This is a genomic window from Companilactobacillus halodurans, assembly GCF_009600995.1.
In the GTDB taxonomy this organism is placed as follows: Bacteria; Bacillota; Bacilli; order Lactobacillales; family Lactobacillaceae; genus Companilactobacillus; species Companilactobacillus halodurans.
Genome location: NZ_VDFO01000002.1, coordinates 49,586 through 68,895 on the forward strand (window position 1 = coordinate 49,586; position 19,310 = coordinate 68,895).

The following is a 19,310-nucleotide window of genomic DNA, read 5'->3' on the forward strand; positions in this document are numbered from 1 at the left end:
ATTTTAAAAGAGGGATGCACTATGAAACAACACAAACACGCTGCTTGTACTTCTATCTTAGTAGGTAAGAAAGCTTCATTAGATGGAGCAACCTACATAGCTAGAAATGAGGATAATTACGTTGCCAATTGGCCTAAGAAATTTTTTGTCCAGCCACAAGTTCATAATCGAAAAGAAACATATGTCTCGCCATACAATAATTTAACGGTTCAATTGCCAAGTGAGGGCTTGCGTTACACTTCGTCTCCCGATGCTAATCAAGACGAAGGCCTGTATGAAGAAGATGGTATCAACGAAAAAAATGTGGCGATGAGCGCAACTGAAAGCGTGTTTGCCAACGAAAAAGTTCTCGCCTATGATCCATTGGTTGAAAATGGCGTGGCAGAAGATTCAATCACGACCTTAGTTTTGCCTTATATCGATTCTGCTAGAGCTGGCGTGGAGTATTTAGGCAAATTGATTGCTAAATTTGGTTCGGCTGAAGGAAATGGCGTCTTATTCAGCGATAAAAATGAAGTTTGGTACATGGAAATTGCCACAGGGCACCATTTTGTAGCAATTCGAATTCCGGATGACTGTTATGCAGTAGCGGCTAATCAGATTGGAATTGAAGACATTGATTTCGACGACTCGAAGAATTATATCTGGTCGTCTGGAATTGAAGAATTTGTCGAAAAGTATAATTTGAACCCTGATTTCTCTGGCTGGAATTTTCGTCATATATTCGGAACAGATACTAAAAAAGACCGCCATTACAACACGCCACGTGTTTGGTACGGTCAAAAATTATTGAATCCTTCAATTGAACAAGACCCGGAATCATCAGACTTGCCATTTATAAGAAAGCCTGAAAAGAAAATTTCATTGGAAGATATCCAAAGAATTTTGAAATCGCATTATAACGAAACGAAATTTGATCCTCTAGGCAGTGGTAATGAGGAAGATAAAAATCGCTATCGGGCCATTTCCTTATCAAGAACAGCTAATTCTCATATCTTACAGTTAAAAGATTCTCGAGCCATCGAATGGAAAGCTTATGGTATTCCAAGTTTTTCTGCTTATGTACCGTTCTTTACCAATGCTAATGATACTGACGAATCATATCGCATAGTACCAGAAAAATTAGATTTGAAAAGTGCCTATTGGTTGTACGAAACTTTAGCTTTTGTAGTTGAGAGCCATTATCAAGCTTTCGTTGAAGACAATTTGGATTATCAAATCAAACTGTCAAAGTGGGCTCGAGCAAAAATTCATTCAGTAGAGAATGAAGCACCAAAATATTCAGTGGAGCAATTAACTGAATATTTGACGAGCAAAAATAAAGAAATCATTGAACATTTTGACAAAGCAACTCAAAATCATCTAGCTGATTTAGTGACGAAAGGGACAGAATTATCCCGATTAACTTTCAAAATGGACCCCAATTTATAAAGATTTTTTTGCATAACCAACTAATATAACACAATTAAAACGCTTTCTCACTACTTTTTTGATATATCATGAGCTTTTTTTCCCCAAAGTGACAGTTTCGAGTCTATAATAGATATTGGGACTTCCCCGTTGTGGGAACAAAATCGATGAAAGGTAGCGAAGGCATGCAGGTATATAAAAATTCAGAAGAATTGATAGACCAGATTAAAGAGAGTTATCATAAATTCATTGATGAGTATGAGGGTATTGGCGATGATGTCGCTGATGAAAGAATTGATCAAGTAGATAAAACACCAAGAGAGATGCTCTCATATCAAGTTGGTTGGATTAATATGATTTTATCATGGGAAAAAGCCGAAGCAGGTGGGGAAAAGATTACAACCCCAACTCCCGGATACAAGTGGGATCAAATGCGTCAGTTGTACCACGATTTTAATATTAAATACGGTTCCAACGGTATTGAAAATGAGAAAGCAGAACTTGGAAGCGTAGTAGCCGAATTGATTTCCTGGATTTCCGATATGTCACATGATGAATTATTCAAACCCGGAGAGCGTAAATGGGCAACGACCAAAGCCATGTGGCCAGTAGCAAAATGGATCAGAATCAATGCAGTATCACCATTCAATAATTACAGCCGCCAAGTTCGCAAGTGGAAGAACTTTAATCTTAGAGACAAGAAAAATGCTGTTAATTCATAGGACTGAAATGAAGGTAGAGGAATACGGACTTAAATTTCAGGCTTTAACATTAAACCTCAATTGATTTGCTTGTAGTATATATAGGCAAGTTGATTGGGGTTTTTGTTATTAAGAGAGCGCAGCAAGCCCGGGAGCTACCGAGGATTAAGACAATTTCACGAAGTGCTCGCGTACTGTGCGAGCAGTTTGGGAAATAGGCTTAACCGGAAGTAGCTGGCTTGTGGAGCTCGTTTCCACTATGCAGCAGAAAAACCATGGTTATCTAAAAATAGGCCCATGGTTATTCCACAAAAAAATAAGGCCATTTCAAAGCTTCTAACCTTGAAATAACCCCAAAAACCTATTGAACCCTCTCAGTAACAAAATCAAACCTCTCCTGAAACCCAAACAAAAACTTAGAAGAAGAAACATCCTTAATCTCAAATCTCTGCCCCTGAGGCGTACCAATCAAAGACCCCTTAGCATAAGTAGAGCTGTGCAAAAGTTTTAATTTATTGCTTTCAAACGCCCAAGCATAAGTGTAAAAGCCATCTTTAAATGGTTTCATCGAAATAGAAGTATTCTTGCGTCCAATCAACCATAATGGGACGAGAATGATTAGAATACCAATCAAATTAATTACAATGGAAGATAATAATTTCATAATAAATTAACTCCTTTTAAAACAATTATCCAACAATATTTAGACTATGTAAACGTTTTTCTCAGTAAAAGTATATACTTTTTTTAAAAATTAGCTTGAAAAAAAACCACTCTTTAAAATAAGAGTGGGTAGTTTATAGTCCAAAATCAATTAAGAAGAATCCAATAGTACCGATAATGATTAACATCGTGAAATTAATAATGGCAAACATTGCGAGATACTTACCAGGATTTTTCTTAAAGAAGAAACGATATTGTTTAAAAGCTAGCAAGTTAGCAAGTGAAGCTACAACAGAACCAAGTCCACCAATGTTCGAGCCTAAGAAGATGGCATGAACATATTTTGAGAACTTAGAAACTAAGATAGTCGTAGGAACGTTACTGATAAATTGACTAGTGATAATTGAAGTCAAATAAGTGCTAGTTCTTGTTTGAATAAATTGTTGCAAGTGATTGACGATTGCTGGTTCACGGTTGATATTACCAACGGCAATAAAGAAACACATGAAAATCAGTACAATCGAATAGTCAACCGACTGCAAAATATGAGGATTAATGAAGATTACTAACAATAAAGCTGCAATCAAAGATCCCCACATTGGAATAACGGAGAATATCCCTAAGAAAATTACGATTGTTACGGCAACCGTTAAAGCCAAACTAGGAATATTCAACTCGACAGCAGGCAATTCAGTCAATTCAATTGGATCTTTGGGGAAAAATCTGGTAATCAGAAATACCGCCAAAAAAGTTACGATTGTGATTGGAGTCGACATAATAAAGAATTGTTTAATGCCAAGGTTGAAATGTGTCAATAAGAACAAGTTGTGCGTGTTTCCGAACGGAGTAAAAATACTTCCTAAATTTGCTGCCATTGCAATGATAATTACTGGTAGAATAGGATTAACTTTTATTCGTTTAGAAAGTTGGTAAAACAGTGGAACTAAGGTTAAAATTGTAACATCATTAGTTAAGAACATCGCTCCAAAAAAAGATAAGGAAGCTAGCATGAAGATCATTTGTCGCGTGGTCTTGGCTTTATGTGTCATGTACGCGGCATAATATTTTAGAAAGTCCAAATAATCGTAAATTTGGATTATAATCATCATAGAAAGTATCGATGCCAATGTTTTCCAGTTAATGTCCATCAATTGCGGTGGACTTATGAAGATAGAAGTAATGATTGCTGCTGCCCCGGCAATCCATAATACTTTATCAGAAAATACTCGTTTTAATACAGCCATTTACGTTTCCCCTACAAAAAAGAAGTACCTTATATAGTATAAAGATAAAAGTACTGTTAAAAAAGATAATTATACAAAAAAATCAAAATAAACTTCTAAAACTTATTAATTTCAAAAAATATTTTTATAAAAAGTCCATTATACTGCAACCATAGTATACTAAATTTCAATCACAAGCGAGGATTATAAATGCAAATTATTTTATCGATAATAATGTTTATCTTAGGAATAGCAATTATGAGTATCTCATTCAAAGCTAAAAAAGAGTTAATTTATTACATAACTCTAATAATTGGAGTAGCTGTCTTTTTTGCAGGAATTTACCTAATTTTTCCTAAATAATGGTCAATTTATTTTGTAATTGGTATAATCGAACTATCAAATAGGGGAGGGATTTCCATGATTTTGAAACGTACATCTCTTTTGGTTTTAGTCTCAATGCTCTTAAGTGTAGTCGAGATGACCGTAGATCCCGGATTTTTCCTAGGACGCATATCCTTGGTCTTTTCGGGAGCGTTGCTAGTTTTATTATCACTGCTATTTGTAAAGAGTTTGTGGCGATTTAGTCCAAATAAAAAGTAATGAATCGTAAAAATAGGAGAGACATGTCATTGTTTGACATATTTCTCCTATTTTTTTGTATGAAACAATGTTTCACAGGAAACATTTATTATTTAATTAATAATCGCCATCAGCAATTTTTTCTAAAGTTGTCTTAGATGGGATAAAGAACAGGTTACCGGTAATTGGCGTACTGAAATCTAACAAACGGTCACTTTGAGTGAACATGTTTTTCAACATACGGTTAGTAATAGCAAAACCTTTTGAGTAGCCAATGAAGTAAGTACCGGTGATATCCTTTGCAGGGTCTGAAAATGGCACGTTCATTCTGACAATTTTATGTTCAACGCCGCCTTCTTCATCTTTAGAAACAACATTGTGGGCATTTGGTAATTTTTCATCATCATCTAGTTCGCGGTCAGAAAATTTGTGACGTCCGATGGCTTTTTCTTGATCTTCAGTTTTAAGTTTTTTCCAAGCATCCATGTTATGGGTATATTTTTGAGCAAAAGCATAAGAACCATTCACGAATTCTGGGTCTTCATCATCATCGATCAAAGTGTAATCCATTGATTCGATACCAGCTGGATTTTCAGTTCCATCAATAAAACCGATAATGGCACGACCTTCAATATAACGGAAACCGTGAGTTTCATCTTCAACTGAAGTGATAGGGCGTAAAATACCCATAAATTGGTCCATTAATTCATAACAGACGGCCATTTTCTTGGAACGTACGTGAATGAAGATGTCGCCAGGTGTAGAAACAGCTGTATATTTAGGGCCTTTTATTTCTTTAAAGTTTTCTAGTTCTTTTGGCTTTGGAGCGTCTGGGAAAAGATAATCCCAAGCATCTGATCCAAATCCCCAAGCAATGTGAGCTTGAGCTTCGGGGTCACGAATTCTCATACTATTAATAATCGAATTAGACATATCGGAAAATTCTGCGATAGCATCTTTTTCTTTTTGCAAATCTTTATGGTTTAGCATCAATGTTGTGAAGATGACACTTTCACCGGCATCTTTGTAAACATCTTGAGCTTTTTTTATGTCGACTGTCATGAATTTACCTCCAGAATATTTGTATACACAGTTAGCTTATCATACTATAAATTCAATTGTTATAATTAAAATCTGCAAAATAAAATTCTTGATTATGTTCCTAAATTGGCGAATAATTAAATTAATAATTGCTTTTTGATAATTCCTGAAAGGAAGTACAGAAATATGTGTACTAGTCTTAGTTTAGGAGCTTTAGACGGCTCAAAATTTTTGGCAAGAACAATGGATTTTGCCTTTGAATTAAATGGCAGACCAACTTTTTTGCCAGAACAATATCAATGGATTTCTTCCTATGATAATAAAACATATACCGCAGATTACGCCGTTATGGGAACCGGTGCTAAATACGGCAATAACTATATGGTAGCTGATGGATTCAATGAATACGGATTGTCTGCTGCAGAATTATACTTCTCTCACGCTGCTAAATATGAAACAGAACCAACAGATGGTGAAATCAATTTAGTTGCTGAAGAATTTATTCTTTGGGCCTTGGGTAATAACAAGTCAATTGAAGATTTGAAAGAAAATCTCAAACAAGTTCACTTGATTGAATCAAATAGTGGCGTTATGGGACAAAATCAACCACTTCACTGGATTTTCAGCGATGCTACAGGAGCCACCTATATTCTTGAACCAGAAGGAAATGGCTTGACTCTTCAAGAAGATAAAGTAGGCGTGATGACGAATACACCTGATTACAATTGGCATAAGACTAACTTGGCTAACTATTTAGGTGCTCAAACAACTAACTTTGGTGCTAAAACATTTGGCGACCAAGAAGTTATTCCTTTAGGACAAAATGGTACGTTCAGATTGCCCGGAGGCTTCACTGCAGTTGACCGTTTTGTTCGAACAGCATTTATTCGCAATGCAACTGAAGAACCAAAAGATGCCAAGCAAGCGGTAAATACAATTTTACATATGCTCGATAGCGTAACTATTCCTCGTGGCGTTAACCTCAAAGAAGATGGGGAAGCCAGCTACACTCAATATCAAACAGTGCTTGATTTGACGAACAAAGTTATGTACTTCGTGCCATATGGCAATAGAACAGTTTATTCGATTGAATTAACTGATAACTTGATCAAGAATCAAAAGGAACCAAAAGAATTCCCAGTAGATATGAATCAAGAATTTAAGGCATTGAATTAAAAAAATAATAATTAAGAAAGCGTGATATCAGTGTAATCTGAATTGATATGACGCTTTTTTGTGCCAAAAAGATTTTGAAGATAAAAAAATAAGTGCTACTATAATCACAATTCAATAAGGAGGTTATTAATTATGTTTAATGAAAATCAAAGTAGTTGTAATGTATTAGTAACCTTGCTCGTCATTTTGATTTGAAGTAGGACTTAGACAATTGATATGTCAAGCCCTATTTTTGCTTATCAAATGAGGGCTTGATGAAGGGACCTCATCGTAAAAGTTGAGATTCCTTTTTTTATACTCTTTAAATTAAAAAATATCTAATTTAAGATAATTAGTCTAATTTTTGGCTAATCTTATTTGAAGCTGGCTTAAAATTGACAGGGCTATAAACGCCTATTCTTCGGTGATTACAAGAATAATTGTTGAAATTTAAAATTAGATTGACATTAAAAAATAATTAGAATATAATCCACAATATAAATAACGTTATATAACGTTATGTTAGTTGGAAGGGAGATTTAAAGTATGAAAAAAAGGTTTTGGTATCTTGGTTCTATTTTATTGGTAATGTTAGTTTTCATGACAGCCTGTGGAAGCAATTCAAATAGCAGCAGTTCATCATTAAAGAAGATTCAAAATAAAGGTACTTTAACGGTCGGAATGATCAGTTCCAATCCACCATATGAATATCAAGTTAATAAAGATGGCAAGCAAGAGACTAAAGGTGCCGATGTTAAATTGATTAAAAAGATTGCGAAAAAACTAGGCGTTAAATATAAAATCAAAACAATGGATATGGATGGCCTCTTGCCAGCAGTTCAATCTGGAAAGGTTGATATGTTGGTAACTTCCTTAAGTCCTACAGCAGAACGTAAGAAAGGTGCAACATTTTCAAAAGTTTATTTCCGTAGTACGAATACTTTGGTAGTTAGGAAGAGTGATTTGAATAAATATAATAAGAACATTAATAATTTATCCGAGTCTAGTATTGCCGTCATTAATAACTCTACGCAGCAGCCAATGATTGAAAAGAAGTTCCCCAATGCAAAATTGACGAAATTCTCAAAAGTAACGGATTTAGCTTTAGCACTCAATAATAACAAGGTGGATGCTTTTTCAATCGATGTACCAACGGCTACTATTCTTCTACGACAAAATCCGAAATTGGCCATGACTAGTTGGCGTCATAAAGATGCAAGCTCAGGAGCTGCGGTGGCAATGTCAAAGAGCACTACAAAGGATTTAATCAAGAAAGTCAATCAGGTCGTTTCCAGTAACAAATCGAATTATGAAAAATGGGTTCAACAAGCTGCCAAAAACGTACCTACCAATTAGACAGCTAAGCGAGGTGTATCAATTATGGGTAATTATTCATTTTTAGGAAACTATTGGCAATTATTCGTTAGAGGCGTTGTAGTCACGGTTGAATTAGCCATCATTTCAATTATTTTAGGTTTTCTCTTAGGAATTATCTTGGCGATTATGAAACGTTCAAAAATTTGGATTATCTCATTATTAGCTAAAGCATATATTGGATTCATCAGAGATACGCCACTATTGATTCAAATTTACATTGTTTATATTGGCCTACCAATCGTCACAGGATTACAAATTCCAGATTTTATGACTGGAGTCGTGGTTCTAACACTTTACTCAGCAGCCTATATAGCAGAAATCATTCGTTCTGGAATCGAATCATTGCCAATCGGTCAAATGGAAGCATCCCTTAGTTTAGGAATGTCTCAATGGCAGACGATGAAAGATATTATCCTACCTCAAGCTTTCAAAAATATTTTGCCAGCTTTAGGAAATCAATTTATTGGTAACGTCAAAGATTCGTCATTGGTTTCAGTCTTAGGAATTGCTGATTTAATGTTTGAAGCACAAACCGTCAGAGGGTCAACAGCCTTAGGATTGGAGCCAATGATTGTCGCATCATTATTATATTTAGCTTTAACTTGGAGCTTGAATCGAGTTTTGAGCATGATTGAAAGGAGGATGAAGGTCAGTGATCGAACTTAAACATTTAAACAAATCATATGGAAGCAATGCAGTCTTAAAAGATATTAATCTAAAAATTAATGATGGTGAAGTGGTTGTAATTATCGGACCATCAGGATCAGGCAAGAGTACTTTATTACGGTGCTTGAATTTGTTGGAACAACCGACTAGTGGCGAGGTTCTAGTAAATGGTCAGTCGGTATCTGGGAAAATCAAACCAGAAATTGTCAGAAAAACGAGAGAAAACATCGGCATGGTTTTTCAACACTTCAATCTTTTTCCACATTATACAGTTTTGAATAATATCATCCATGCACCAATGGTCGTAAAAAAGCAAAGCAAAGAACAAGCAGTTGAGAAAGCAAAAGAGCTTTTGCAAAAAGTAGATTTAGTGAATAAAATCGATGCTTATCCTTCATCCCTATCAGGTGGACAAGAACAAAGAATTGCAATTGCTCGAGCATTAGCTATGGAACCTGATACTTTGCTCTTTGATGAGCCAACTTCAGCTCTTGATCCAGAAATGGTCGAAGAAGTTCTAGAAGTTATGAAAGGTTTGACTAAAACTGGAATGACCATGGTAGTTGTCACGCATGAAATGGGGTTTGCGCGTCAAGTTGGCGATAGAGTGATTTTTGTAAATGATGGCAAAATCCTAGAAGACGACACGCCTGAGAAAGTTTTTAATTCACCTAAAAATCCTCGGACACAGGATTTTCTTTCTAAAATTTTGTATACTTAACCGGAATGATTGTGAAAAATATATTAAATAAATGGTGATATAAATGGTTAATAAAGAAAGCATTATTCCGTTATACGAACAAGTAAAAAATGAAATAATCAAAAAAATATCTAATGGTATTTATGAAGTAGGAAGTAAAATTCCTGCTGAACACGAATTGGAAAAAGAGTTTAACACTAGCAGAATTACAATTCGGCGGGCAGTAGATGAATTAGTTGATGAAAATTATTTGACGAAAAAACAAGGCAAAGGGACCTTTGTTAACATTCATAAAGTTAAACGCAATCTATTATCACTGAATAGTTATACGAACTTTATGTTACGAAATCACATTGCTCCATCAATAAAAGTTGTTGATTTGAACTTTGTAAAAGCTAATTCAAAAATTGCCCATAACTTAGGGATTGAAAAAGATGAAGCTGTTTTAAAAGTTGAACGAGTGATGCATTTTGAAAAGAACAATGAAGGATATGAAATTGCTTATTATGACGTTTCTAAATATCCGGACTTGAAGACGAAAATTTCTGATAAAACCTCAATAAGTAATTTGTTGAGAAATGATTACAGAGTTTTTGAAAATCGGAGTCATCAAATAATTAACGTTACCTTTGCAACAAAAAAAGTTGCTCAATTGATTCACGTTAATTTAGGAATACCGCTATATCAATTGGAACGCATTGCATATGATGACCAAGATATTCCAATTTATTATTCAGTTATGTATTACGACCCGAATAAAGTCAGCTTTACAGTTGATTCCAAATAGAAGGTGAAAATATGAGAGTGATTGGCGTTGGCGATAATGTAGTAGATATGTATTTAGACCAGAAAAAAATGTATCTTGGAGGGAATGCGCTAAATTTTGCTAACTTCGCGACTGATTTTGGCATTGAGTCAGCCTTTGTAGGCGTGTTTGGAACAGACGAAATTGCTGAATATGCGAAATCTGTTTTAAAAAAATTAAATGTTGATTTCTCTCATAGTAAAACGATTATTGGTGAAAATGGCCATTCGCGTGTCACATTGAAGGATAATGATCGCGTTTTTATCGACAGCAATCGTGGGGGAGTTTTGAAGAACGGCTTAGATTTAAGCCCAGCTGATATTAAATATATTAATCGATTCGATGTGGCCCATTTTAATATCAATGGACAATCAGACCAATACTTGCCAATGATTACTCGAGCACAAGTTGTTTATGATTTTTCAGACTTTTCTGATTTTGAAGCCTATAAAAAAGTTGCTAAGAATATTGATTTAGCCTGTTTTTCAGTTGGAGATTTAGCAAGGACAACTATTGAAGAAAAGGTTCAAATGTTTCAAAAATTTGAAATGACCGATATTTTGATAACGAGAGGAAACCTTGGGGCAATTTTTTATCATAATGGGCATGCTTTTGAGCAAGCAGCAAAACAAGTAAAAGCAATCGATACGATGGGTGCAGGGGATGCATTTATCACAGCTTTTAGTATTGGGTACTTTAGTAATAAAGATATAGACAGTTGTTTAGAAATGGCAACTGATTATGCAGCTAAGCAAGTTCAAAGGGCAGGTTCGTTTGGAAATGCTCGAGATTTGCCGCTTAAATATAACGTTATATAACATATTACATATTAGATGGAGGAAGATAATGACTGAATATACATCACAAAAAGATTTAAAAGAAATGGTAAATAAAATAATGAGTAAGAGTCCTGAATTGGAGAGTATTTTCTTTGTTGGATGTGGAGCATCATTTTCAGAACTTTACGGAGCAACTTATTTTTTGAAGCAAAATGCTCATAAATTAAAAGTTCAGTCAATCCAAGCTAATGAGTTCAATTATGCAAGACCTAATTTGGCAGATAAAACGGCAGTCGTAGTCGTTGCATCTTTAAGTGGAACTACTAAAGAATCCGTTAACGCTGTTTCAAATGCTAAAAAATGGGGCTGTCAAACAGTGGCCCTCACTCATCTGGCCGATTCTCCCTTGACTAAAGATGCTGATTTTACAATCGTACATGCTTTCTTTGAAGACTATGCTTCTAAAGCAGCCAAGCAAAAGGATGCTTTAGGATTTGCAGTGGAGATTTTGGAAGCTGTCGAAGGATTCAATCAATATCAAAAAATGCTTGATGGATTAAAGGTCGTCGATAGTATTACTAATTTTGCAGCTGACAATGTTAAAGAATCCGCAAAAGACTTTGGTGAGAAGTATAAAAATGAGAAAACAATTTTTATATTGGCCAGTGGCCCTAATTTTGGAGTTGGCTATTCAACAGCTAATTTCATTTTCATGGAAATGCAATGGATTGCAAGTCCAATCTTAGACAGTGGCGAATATTTCCATGGTCCCTTTGAATTGACAGTAAAAGATGCCCCATATTTACTATTTATGTCCGATGGCAAGACTCGACACTTGGATGCCAGAGCTTTAGAGTTTTTCCAAAAATTCGATGCCAAATATACCGTTATCGATGCAAAAGATTTCTGGTTGGACAGCAAAATCGATTCTGAAGTAGTCGATTACTTCGATCCTTTAGTTTTGACGGGAGCAATGCGTGTCTATGCTGAAGAATTGAGTAAAGCTAGAAAGCATCCCTTGAGTAAAAGAAGATATATGTGGAAACTAGAAAATTATTAGAAGTACAAAAATAGCCTTGTCCAAATTTTATTTGAGCAAGGCTATTAATTTTAGTCAGCTTTAGGTTTATCATCATTTTTCAAGAAAGGATTCTGTTTCAAAACAGAAGTGTAAAAGTTTATCTCCACAAAAACATCTTGCAGGCGTTTAGCAAAATGCTCGCTATTTAAAACATCCATTTGTAAATCACCATGTTCAGTGAAGTTCTTGTCAGCATCCCACAACAAGGCTGGAGTGGGCAAGACAATCATTTTGAGCATTTGCAAAATTGGTACGATTGATCGAGCAGCCAATGTGCCGCCGTCGCTGTAATGTGAATAGGCAATGATTTGAACTGGTTTGCGACTAACTTCTGGACCTACTAAATCAAAAGCATTTTTTAATCCTCCAGGAAGAGCATGGTCATATTCTGGAGTCAAAATAAGATAACCATCTTGTTGCTTTAATGTAGCTAGCCATTCGCTTTCATTACTATTTAAATCTTGAATAGGTTCTTCTAAGGGAGTTTCCTCATGGTCATAAAGTGGCAAAGGATAGTCACGCAATTTAATCCAAGTATATTTAACGTCAGCATTACTTTGAATATTATTTTGCAAATATTTAAAAATGCGCCCACCTAAAGAATGCTTGCGGGTCGTTCCTAAAATGACACCAATTTTAATTCCCATTTTATCTGCCTCACATTTATATTTAACAAGATTATCGTATCGCTAGACAGATTGTAAAACAAATGAAAGACTTAAAAAAAGAATCCCAATAATATTTTGGTATCTAGATTCAAAATGTTATAAGATATAATCGATTAGAAAGATAATCACCATAATACAAATTGGTGCGACCCAGTTAGAAAATGAGGAATATAAAATGGCTGATTTAGTTTATCAAAGAATCATCACATCATTGAAAAAGGCAATCGACGCCGGAGAATTTACGGACATGCGCTTGCCGGACGAAAGGTCTCTAGCTCAAAGCTACAGCGTAAGCAGAAGTTCCATTAAACGTGCTTTAGGGTTGATGGCTGACCAAGGTATCATCTTCAAAAAAAGAGGCTCCGGAACCTTCGTTAATCCGCTATATTTGAAGCAAGATTCATATTTTAATTATAGTGGAAAGAATTTAGGTATCACTGACAGTTTCAAATCTAATGGACAAAAGCCAGGTATCAAAGTAATGAGCTTTGATGTAATCCATCCTGACAAAGACTTACAAGGCAATCTTTTCCTAAAGCCAACGGAATTCGTCTATGCTTTCAAGAGATTGCGGTTATTAGACGATATTCCTTTTATGATTGAAACTGGTTACATCCCTATCAAACTAGCTCCTGAGCTATCTGAGCAAATTGCTTCCGATTCTATCTTTAATTATGTAGAGTCTGAGTTGGGAAAAGAGGTCAACAAAACTTACTTGACGATTTCGGCAGCTCCATCTGATCAAGAAGGCAAGGACTTATTGCATTTAGCTGAAAATGAACCAGTTGGCTTAATGGAAGGTATTTTCTTCTTGGACGATGGAACGCCATTCGAGTTTTCAACTATGAAGCTGCATTATAAATATTTTAAGTATGATTCGTTCGTTGACCTAGCAAGTAAGTAACTGCTTACAATAATTGGGACGAACCAATTTATTAAATGGTTGACTTTTAAACTTTCTCTAGTTATCATAATAGTTGTAAATACATAAGGAGTGTGCTGGTAATGACAGATTACTCATCAAAAGAATATTTCAATTTAGTAGATAAATATTGGCAAGCAGCTAATTACATCTCTGTTGGTCAATTATATTTAAAAGATAATCCTTTATTAAGACGTGAATTAAAGCCCGAAGACGTTAAGGTTCACCCAATTGGACACTGGGGAACTATCGCTGGTCAAAACTTTATTTATGCTCATTTGAACCGTGCTATCAATAAGTATGGTCTCAAGATGTTCTATATCGAAGGACCCGGTCATGGTGGTCAAGTTATGGTTTCTAACTCATATCTTGACGGTAGTTATACTGAAATTTATCCAGAAATTACACAAGATACTAAGGGTATGCAAAAATTGTTCAAGCAATTCTCATTCCCTGGTGGTGTTGCTTCTCACGCCGCTCCTGAAACTCCAGGATCAATGCATGAAGGTGGAGAATTAGGTTATTCTCTATCACATGGTGTCGGAGCAATCCTTGACAATCCTGATGAAATCGCCGCAGTTGTTATTGGTGATGGTGAATCTGAAACTGGCCCATTGGCTGCTTCATGGTTCTCAAATGTCTTCATCAACCCAGTTGATGATGGTGCCGTATTGCCAATCTTAAACCTCAATGGATTCAAGATTTCTAACCCTACAATCTTGTCACGTAAGAGTGATGAAGAATTGACTGAATACTTCAAAGGTATGGGTTGGGATCCAATGTTCGTTGAAGGAACAGATCCAGAAAAGATGCACCCAGAAATGGCTAAGACCGTTGATAGTGCTATCGAAAAGATTCAATCAATTCAAACAGAAGCTAGAAAGCACTCTGCAGAAGATGCTAAGATGCCACATTGGCCTGTAATCATCTTCCGTGCACCTAAAGGCTGGACAGGTCCTAAGACTTGGGATGGCGAACCTATCGAAGGCTCATTTAGAGCTCACCAAATTCCAATTCCTGTTGACCAAAATGATATGGAACACGCCGACAAATTAGTCGAATGGATGAAGTCATATAAGCCTGACGAATTATTTGACGAAAATGGTAAATTGAAGTCAGACATCGCTGCTATTATCCCTAAGGGACAAAGCAGAATGGCTATGAACCCAATCGTTAATGGTGGGGTCGATCCTAAGCCATTGAACTTGCCTGATTATAAGAATTACGCTTTGAAATTTGACAAGCGTGGCGATAAGAACGCTCAAGATATGATTGAATTAGGTAAATATCTTGGTGACGTCATCAAGAAGAATCCAACAAACTTTAGATTGTTTGGTCCTGATGAAACAATGTCAAATCGCTTGTATGGTGCCTTTGATGCTAGTCCTCGTCAATGGATGGAATCTGTTCACGAACCAAATGACCAATTTGAAGCACCAGCAGGTCGCATCATTGATTCACAACTTTCAGAACATCAAGCTGAAGGATTCAACGAAGGCTATGCACTAACAGGTCGTCACGGAATCTTTGCCAGTTATGAAGCCTTCTTGAGAGTTGTCGACTCAATGTTGACACAACACTTCAAGTGGTTGAGAAAAGCTAATGAGTTGAAATGGAGAAACAAATACCCATCACTCAATGTTATTGCTACATCAACTGCTTTCCAACAAGACCACAACGGATACACTCACCAAGATCCTGGTATCATCACGCACTTAGCTGAAAAGAAGCCAGAATACATCCGTGAGTACTTCCCAGCTGACACAAACTCATTGTTAGCTGTTATGCCTAAGATTTTAAATGACCAAGAAAAAATCAACTTGTTGGTCACATCTAAGCAACCAAGACCTCAATTTTACTCAATTGAGGAAGGTGAAGAATTAGCTGAAAAGGGACTTAAGGTAATCGATTGGGCCTCAAACGACAATGGGGATCCAGACATCGTCATCGCCGCAGCCGGAACAGAACCAAACCTTGAATCATTAGCAGCTATCAGTATCTTAAGAAAAGAAAAACCAGAACTTAAGATTAGATTCGTTAACGTTGTAGATCTATTGAAGTTAAGATCACCAGAAGTAGACCCAAGAGGTTTAACTGATGAACAATTCAATGAAATCTTCACCGTTGACAGACCAGTACTATTCGCCTTCCATGGTTTTGAAGACATCATCAAAGATATCTTCTTCGACCGTGACAATCACAACCTATTCGTCCATGGCTACCGTGAAAATGGTGACATCACAACACCATTTGATATGCGTGTAGTAAATGAAATGGACAGATTCCACCTAGCAGAAGAAGCTGCAGAAGCAGTACAAGGCGACGCAGCCAATGACTTTGCCGATAAGATGGAAGAAGAAGTGGATAAACACAATAAGTATATCCGCGAATATGGTGACGATTTGCCAGAAGTTAGAAATTGGAAGTGGGAAAACTAGAGAGCGCAACAGGGGCGCCCAGCCCACGAGGATTAAGACCAATATCTCAGGTGGTTGCGAAGCAACCGCCAGAGATATTAGACTTAACCGGAATGGGTTGCCCCTGTGGAGCTCGTTTCCACTATAAAAATAAAACCAATGGTTATTTAACTAAAGAACAAACAGTTCTAACCAACCAATACGAAAAAAAGGCTATTCAAAGTAGAATAACCCAACCCCAAAGAAAATCAAAAACCCACGTCAACCCTTGTCAAGTTGACGTCCGAAAATAATATAAAGTCAAATAGATTTTAAAAAGTCGTGTCTCAATATAAAAGAGCACGGCTTTTATTATTACCAAAATAAAATTAAAATTATTAATCAAAATCACTCATCACAACTGTTCATATCATCTAAACAACTGTCCATAAACGCCGGTACAGCGGGGCTGACAATCAAAATAAGTTTAAAAATAATTGAATAAGTTTAATTTTAAGAAAGCTTCATAATTATTTCAGAAAAATGTGACGTCTTTTAAGACACGTACTGCGAGTATGTCCCATTCTTTAATTCATTCTAAGATATTAATCCCCTTTATTAGAATAAAACAGTTGTCCCATTGAAAGTCCACGAAAGCCCGACCTAATGGGTTGTAAAAGGCATTTTATCATGTTAATGTCATCTATGGAAAATAAGAAAACACATAAGGGGTGGATGTTATGACAACAAGAAATGTAAAAATTATGAAAGTAGCACTAATGGCGGTAGTGGCCGTGTTATTAATGATGTTATTCATTTTGCAAAGCCGATACTCCATTCCCGCAGTAGCCGTTCTAGCTATTGTGCTGGCAGTTTACTCAGAAGATAGAATTTCAAAGAAACATACATTCAAATATATTGATTAATATTAATTGATAATAAGTTTTAATAATCAGAATTAACTTCGACGAGAGTCCTCATAATTGAGGGCTTTTTTTTTACAAAAAAAGCGCTGAACCATTAAGTTCAACGCTTTTAATCAGCATAAGGCAAAATATCGTTTGCGACATCTTCTTTATTGAGCAAGATGATATTTTCACCATTTTGCTTGCGACGTTCGATGTCATTTTCACCCCAAACGCAGAGCTCCTCCAAAATTTTGTTGAGTGATTGCCCATAAGCAGTCAAAGAATATTCAACTTTCGGCGGAACCTGATCGTAAATTTTGCGGGAGATGATGCCGTCAGTTTCCAATTCACGCAATTGTTGTGTCAGCATCTTCTGAGTGATGTTAGGAATGGCGCGCCGCAATTGACCCGTGCGCATTTTTCCATGTTTGAGGTGGCAGAGGATAATTGGTTTCCATTTGCCTCCGATAATTCGCATGGTATTTTCCACGCCAATATTATAAATTGCTTGTTTCATTACGCGACTTCCTCTCATTGGTACAGGTATCTTATCATCAAGGCCTCAACTTAGCAATTTTCGAGGTCTAATTCTTTAGCAGGTTTATTTTCCAGCTTGATCAAAACTGCCATCAAAATGATACCAACACTCAGCATAATTACCCCAAGCCAAGGAGTATTGACTAATTGACTGTGGGCCACTGCTTGACCGCCAAGAGTTGACCCCAAAGTTATTCCAACATTGAAAGCTGAAATATTCAAAGCTGAAGCCAAAGGAACTTCATTAGGCGTATATTTTTCAGCTAATTGGACGATGTAGAGTTGTAATCCTGGTACGTTCATGAAAGCAAATAAACCGAGTAAAAGTATCGCTGCTAAACCTAAGAAATGTAAATTGATGAAGAATCTCATTACGATTAGAGCAAGTCCTAAACCAAGAAACATTTTCAAAAGTGCAGTTAAAGGGTTTTGGTTCGCAAATTTACCGCCAAGCGTATTGCCGACTGCAACTGCTAAACCATAAAAAATCAAAATGATGACGATGGCACTTTGCGACCAATTCATATTTTTATTCAAAATAGTCGTCAAGTAAGTATAGACAGGGAAAGTTGCTCCATAACCTAAGGCTGTGATAAGTAAAATCAACAACAATTGCGGTTGTTTCAAAATTTTCCAAATGCCTCTGGCACTGGTAGGTTTAGGTAAAGGCAATTTATTCGGAACTAGGATGATATTAGTAATCAAGCCAATTAATCCTAAAGCTACTAAGAAGAAAAATGATAATCGCCAGTTAAAGTTATTGCCGATAAAAGTCCCTAGTGGAACTCCAGTAATCGTAGCAACGGTCAAACCAGTGAACATTACAGCAATAGCAGAAGCACGTTTATTCGGCGTTACGACATCAGCGGCAATCAGAGAAGCAATCGTCATAAAGATTCCATGCGACAAAGCGGCAATGACGCGACCAACTAACAAAATCGCAAAACTTGGTGCTAGAGCAGCCAAAGTATTTCCGACAATGAAACTAAGCATGATGCCAATTAAGAGCTTTTTGCGATCCCAGCGATTAGTCAATAAGGCTAGGATTGGAGCACCAAACATAATTCCTGTGGCATAGATAGAAACAGTCAAGCCTCCTTGAGCCAGTGAGATACCAAAAGTTTTAGTCAGTAATGGCATAATCCCGACACTGATAAATTCTGTAGAACCAATTGCAAAAGCACTGATGGCTAGTGATAAAAGAATCCAAGTGGATGAAACTTTTTTATTCATATTTATTTAATCCCCCTAAAGTGGTGTTTTAAAGTGCAAGTATCATTATATTTAGTTAGGAGAATTAAACAATTACGCACTTTAAAGTGCAGTAGGGACTAAAAAGTACCTATCATTTTAGTTTTAATTAAAATTAAATTATTTTAATATACTTATTGACATTTTAATATTTAAATGTTTAACTAGGCTTTGTAAATTGAAAACGGAAGGAACAATTATTATGAAATTCGATAATCTTAGTTCACAGTTAAATAATCAATTTGCCTTTAGCTTTTTCTTTAGATAGCGTTTGTATTCAGTCGCTGGATACGAACGCGGACGTTGTTCGTATCTATTGATTGGCTAAAGTTTTTCAGTATGTCATTGAAGCCAGATAGATACTAGGGTTGAATCTATCTGGAGAAAATATTTGGGCCCAAGTATACCAGTTAGATTCGCTTTTGAATCTAACTGGTTTTTTTTA

19 protein-coding genes are annotated in these 19,310 nt (G+C 36.0%); 13 read left to right on the forward strand and 6 right to left on the reverse strand.

Annotated elements, in window-relative coordinates:
- Window positions 1–21 precede the first annotated feature (21 nt).
- Window positions 22–1,431, forward strand: coding sequence for a C69 family dipeptidase (locus tag FHL05_RS00845; protein ID WP_153385397.1), 1,410 nt, complete (start codon window positions 22–24; stop codon window positions 1,429–1,431).
- 146 nt (window positions 1,432–1,577) lie between these two features.
- Complete coding sequence (locus FHL05_RS00850) at window positions 1,578–2,132, forward strand: ClbS/DfsB family four-helix bundle protein (RefSeq protein ID WP_153385398.1); 555 nt, start codon at window positions 1,578–1,580, stop codon at window positions 2,130–2,132.
- A 340-nt stretch (window positions 2,133–2,472) separates the two neighbouring features.
- Here the strand turns inward: FHL05_RS00850 and FHL05_RS00855 are convergent, their stop codons facing one another.
- Together FHL05_RS00855 and FHL05_RS00860 are read right to left on the reverse strand one after the other, a co-directional pair.
- Window positions 2,473–2,775 carry a hypothetical protein gene (locus FHL05_RS00855; RefSeq protein ID WP_153385399.1) on the reverse strand — a complete coding sequence of 101 codons (303 nt, stop codon included), beginning with the start codon at window positions 2,773–2,775 and terminating at the stop codon, window positions 2,473–2,475.
- A 133-nt stretch (window positions 2,776–2,908) separates the two neighbouring features.
- A complete protein-coding gene (locus tag FHL05_RS00860; protein WP_153385400.1) occupies window positions 2,909–4,018 on the reverse strand; it encodes an SLC13 family permease in 1,110 nt (369 codons plus the stop codon).
- Between the two features lie 189 nt (window positions 4,019–4,207).
- On the opposite strand from FHL05_RS00860, the gene FHL05_RS12785 reads away from it, so the two are divergent.
- Complete coding sequence (locus tag FHL05_RS12785; protein ID WP_420360960.1) at window positions 4,208–4,360, forward strand: DUF6095 family protein; 153 nt, start codon at window positions 4,208–4,210, stop codon at window positions 4,358–4,360.
- A gap of 336 nt (window positions 4,361–4,696) precedes the next feature.
- On the opposite strand, the gene FHL05_RS00865 is transcribed toward FHL05_RS12785, so the two are convergent.
- Window positions 4,697–5,641: a Dyp-type peroxidase gene (locus FHL05_RS00865; RefSeq protein ID WP_153385401.1), complete on the reverse strand. Its 945-nt coding sequence runs from the start codon at window positions 5,639–5,641 to the stop codon at window positions 4,697–4,699.
- A 165-nt stretch (window positions 5,642–5,806) separates the two neighbouring features.
- Here FHL05_RS00865 and FHL05_RS00870 point away from each other — a divergent pair, with 165 nt between their 5' ends.
- The 7 genes from FHL05_RS00870 (at window position 5,807) to FHL05_RS00900 (ending at window position 12,162) form a co-directional block, all read left to right on the forward strand.
- The gene (locus tag FHL05_RS00870) at window positions 5,807–6,796 is read left to right on the forward strand and encodes a choloylglycine hydrolase family protein (RefSeq protein WP_153385402.1); all 990 of its coding nucleotides are present in this window, start codon (window positions 5,807–5,809) and stop codon (window positions 6,794–6,796) included.
- Between the two features lie 525 nt (window positions 6,797–7,321).
- On the forward strand, window positions 7,322–8,131 hold the full coding sequence (locus FHL05_RS00875; protein ID WP_153521803.1) for a transporter substrate-binding domain-containing protein: 810 nt from the start codon (window positions 7,322–7,324) through the stop codon (window positions 8,129–8,131).
- Window positions 8,132–8,155: 24 nt separating this feature from the next.
- A complete protein-coding gene (locus FHL05_RS00880) occupies window positions 8,156–8,818 on the forward strand; it encodes an amino acid ABC transporter permease (RefSeq protein ID WP_153385404.1) in 663 nt (220 codons plus the stop codon).
- Window positions 8,805–9,539, forward strand: a complete 735-nt coding sequence (locus FHL05_RS00885) for an ATP-binding cassette domain-containing protein (protein WP_162000150.1) — start codon at window positions 8,805–8,807, stop codon at window positions 9,537–9,539. Before FHL05_RS00880 ends, FHL05_RS00885 begins: the two co-directional genes overlap by 14 nt.
- A 43-nt stretch (window positions 9,540–9,582) precedes the next feature.
- A complete protein-coding gene (locus tag FHL05_RS00890; protein WP_153521806.1) occupies window positions 9,583–10,305 on the forward strand; it encodes a GntR family transcriptional regulator in 723 nt (240 codons plus the stop codon).
- Window positions 10,306–10,316: 11 nt separating this feature from the next.
- The gene (locus FHL05_RS00895) at window positions 10,317–11,141 is read left to right on the forward strand and encodes a PfkB family carbohydrate kinase (RefSeq protein ID WP_153521808.1); all 825 of its coding nucleotides are present in this window, start codon (window positions 10,317–10,319) and stop codon (window positions 11,139–11,141) included.
- 28 nt (window positions 11,142–11,169) lie between these two features.
- Complete coding sequence (locus FHL05_RS00900) at window positions 11,170–12,162, forward strand: SIS domain-containing protein (protein ID WP_153521810.1); 993 nt, start codon at window positions 11,170–11,172, stop codon at window positions 12,160–12,162.
- A gap of 50 nt (window positions 12,163–12,212) precedes the next feature.
- Here FHL05_RS00900 and FHL05_RS00905 read toward each other — a convergent pair whose 3' ends face one another.
- Window positions 12,213–12,830 carry an NADPH-dependent FMN reductase gene (locus FHL05_RS00905; protein ID WP_153385408.1) on the reverse strand — a complete coding sequence of 206 codons (618 nt, stop codon included), beginning with the start codon at window positions 12,828–12,830 and terminating at the stop codon, window positions 12,213–12,215.
- 196 nt (window positions 12,831–13,026) lie between these two features.
- Here FHL05_RS00905 and FHL05_RS00910 point away from each other — a divergent pair, with 196 nt between their 5' ends.
- The 3 genes from FHL05_RS00910 (at window position 13,027) to FHL05_RS00920 (ending at window position 17,095) form a co-directional block, all read left to right on the forward strand.
- Window positions 13,027–13,755, forward strand: coding sequence for a GntR family transcriptional regulator (locus tag FHL05_RS00910; protein ID WP_153385409.1), 729 nt, complete (start codon window positions 13,027–13,029; stop codon window positions 13,753–13,755).
- Window positions 13,756–13,856: 101 nt separating this feature from the next.
- A complete protein-coding gene (locus tag FHL05_RS00915; RefSeq protein WP_153385410.1) occupies window positions 13,857–16,211 on the forward strand; it encodes a phosphoketolase family protein in 2,355 nt (784 codons plus the stop codon).
- A 698-nt stretch (window positions 16,212–16,909) separates the two neighbouring features.
- Complete coding sequence (locus FHL05_RS00920) at window positions 16,910–17,095, forward strand: hypothetical protein (RefSeq protein WP_153521812.1); 186 nt, start codon at window positions 16,910–16,912, stop codon at window positions 17,093–17,095.
- Between the two features lie 109 nt (window positions 17,096–17,204).
- Here the strand turns inward: FHL05_RS00920 and FHL05_RS00925 are convergent, their stop codons facing one another.
- Complete coding sequence (locus FHL05_RS00925; protein ID WP_153385412.1) at window positions 17,205–17,594, reverse strand: winged helix-turn-helix transcriptional regulator; 390 nt, start codon at window positions 17,592–17,594, stop codon at window positions 17,205–17,207.
- Window positions 17,595–17,644: 50 nt separating this feature from the next.
- Complete coding sequence (locus tag FHL05_RS00930; RefSeq protein WP_153385413.1) at window positions 17,645–18,847, reverse strand: MFS transporter; 1,203 nt, start codon at window positions 18,845–18,847, stop codon at window positions 17,645–17,647.
- Between the last annotated feature and the right edge of the window lie 463 nt (window positions 18,848–19,310).

What these genes read in the sequence shown, in the direction of transcription:
- FHL05_RS00890 (WP_153521806.1), top strand. Translation starts at nt 9,583, where the DNA reads ATGGTTAATAAAGAAAGCATTATTCCGTTATACGAACAAGTAAAAAAT.
- FHL05_RS00915 (WP_153385410.1), top strand. Translation starts at nt 13,857, where the DNA reads ATGACAGATTACTCATCAAAAGAATATTTCAATTTAGTAGATAAATAT.
- FHL05_RS00880 (WP_153385404.1), top strand. Translation starts at nt 8,156, where the DNA reads ATGGGTAATTATTCATTTTTAGGAAACTATTGGCAATTATTCGTTAGA.
- FHL05_RS00875 (WP_153521803.1), top strand. Translation starts at nt 7,322, where the DNA reads ATGAAAAAAAGGTTTTGGTATCTTGGTTCTATTTTATTGGTAATGTTA.
- FHL05_RS00865 (WP_153385401.1), bottom strand. Translation starts at nt 5,641, where the DNA reads ATGACAGTCGACATAAAAAAAGCTCAAGATGTTTACAAAGATGCCGGT.
- FHL05_RS00860 (WP_153385400.1), bottom strand. Translation starts at nt 4,018, where the DNA reads ATGGCTGTATTAAAACGAGTATTTTCTGATAAAGTATTATGGATTGCC.
- FHL05_RS00870 (WP_153385402.1), top strand. Translation starts at nt 5,807, where the DNA reads ATGTGTACTAGTCTTAGTTTAGGAGCTTTAGACGGCTCAAAATTTTTG.
- FHL05_RS00850 (WP_153385398.1), top strand. Translation starts at nt 1,578, where the DNA reads ATGAAAGGTAGCGAAGGCATGCAGGTATATAAAAATTCAGAAGAATTG.
- FHL05_RS00855 (WP_153385399.1), bottom strand. Translation starts at nt 2,775, where the DNA reads ATGAAATTATTATCTTCCATTGTAATTAATTTGATTGGTATTCTAATC.
- FHL05_RS00905 (WP_153385408.1), bottom strand. Translation starts at nt 12,830, where the DNA reads ATGGGAATTAAAATTGGTGTCATTTTAGGAACGACCCGCAAGCATTCT.
- FHL05_RS00925 (WP_153385412.1), bottom strand. Translation starts at nt 17,594, where the DNA reads ATGAAACAAGCAATTTATAATATTGGCGTGGAAAATACCATGCGAATT.
- FHL05_RS00910 (WP_153385409.1), top strand. Translation starts at nt 13,027, where the DNA reads ATGGCTGATTTAGTTTATCAAAGAATCATCACATCATTGAAAAAGGCA.
- FHL05_RS00920 (WP_153521812.1), top strand. Translation starts at nt 16,910, where the DNA reads ATGACAACAAGAAATGTAAAAATTATGAAAGTAGCACTAATGGCGGTA.
- FHL05_RS00930 (WP_153385413.1), bottom strand. Translation starts at nt 18,847, where the DNA reads ATGAATAAAAAAGTTTCATCCACTTGGATTCTTTTATCACTAGCCATC.
- FHL05_RS00895 (WP_153521808.1), top strand. Translation starts at nt 10,317, where the DNA reads ATGAGAGTGATTGGCGTTGGCGATAATGTAGTAGATATGTATTTAGAC.
- FHL05_RS12785 (WP_420360960.1), top strand. Translation starts at nt 4,208, where the DNA reads ATGCAAATTATTTTATCGATAATAATGTTTATCTTAGGAATAGCAATT.
- FHL05_RS00900 (WP_153521810.1), top strand. Translation starts at nt 11,170, where the DNA reads ATGACTGAATATACATCACAAAAAGATTTAAAAGAAATGGTAAATAAA.
- FHL05_RS00845 (WP_153385397.1), top strand. Translation starts at nt 22, where the DNA reads ATGAAACAACACAAACACGCTGCTTGTACTTCTATCTTAGTAGGTAAG.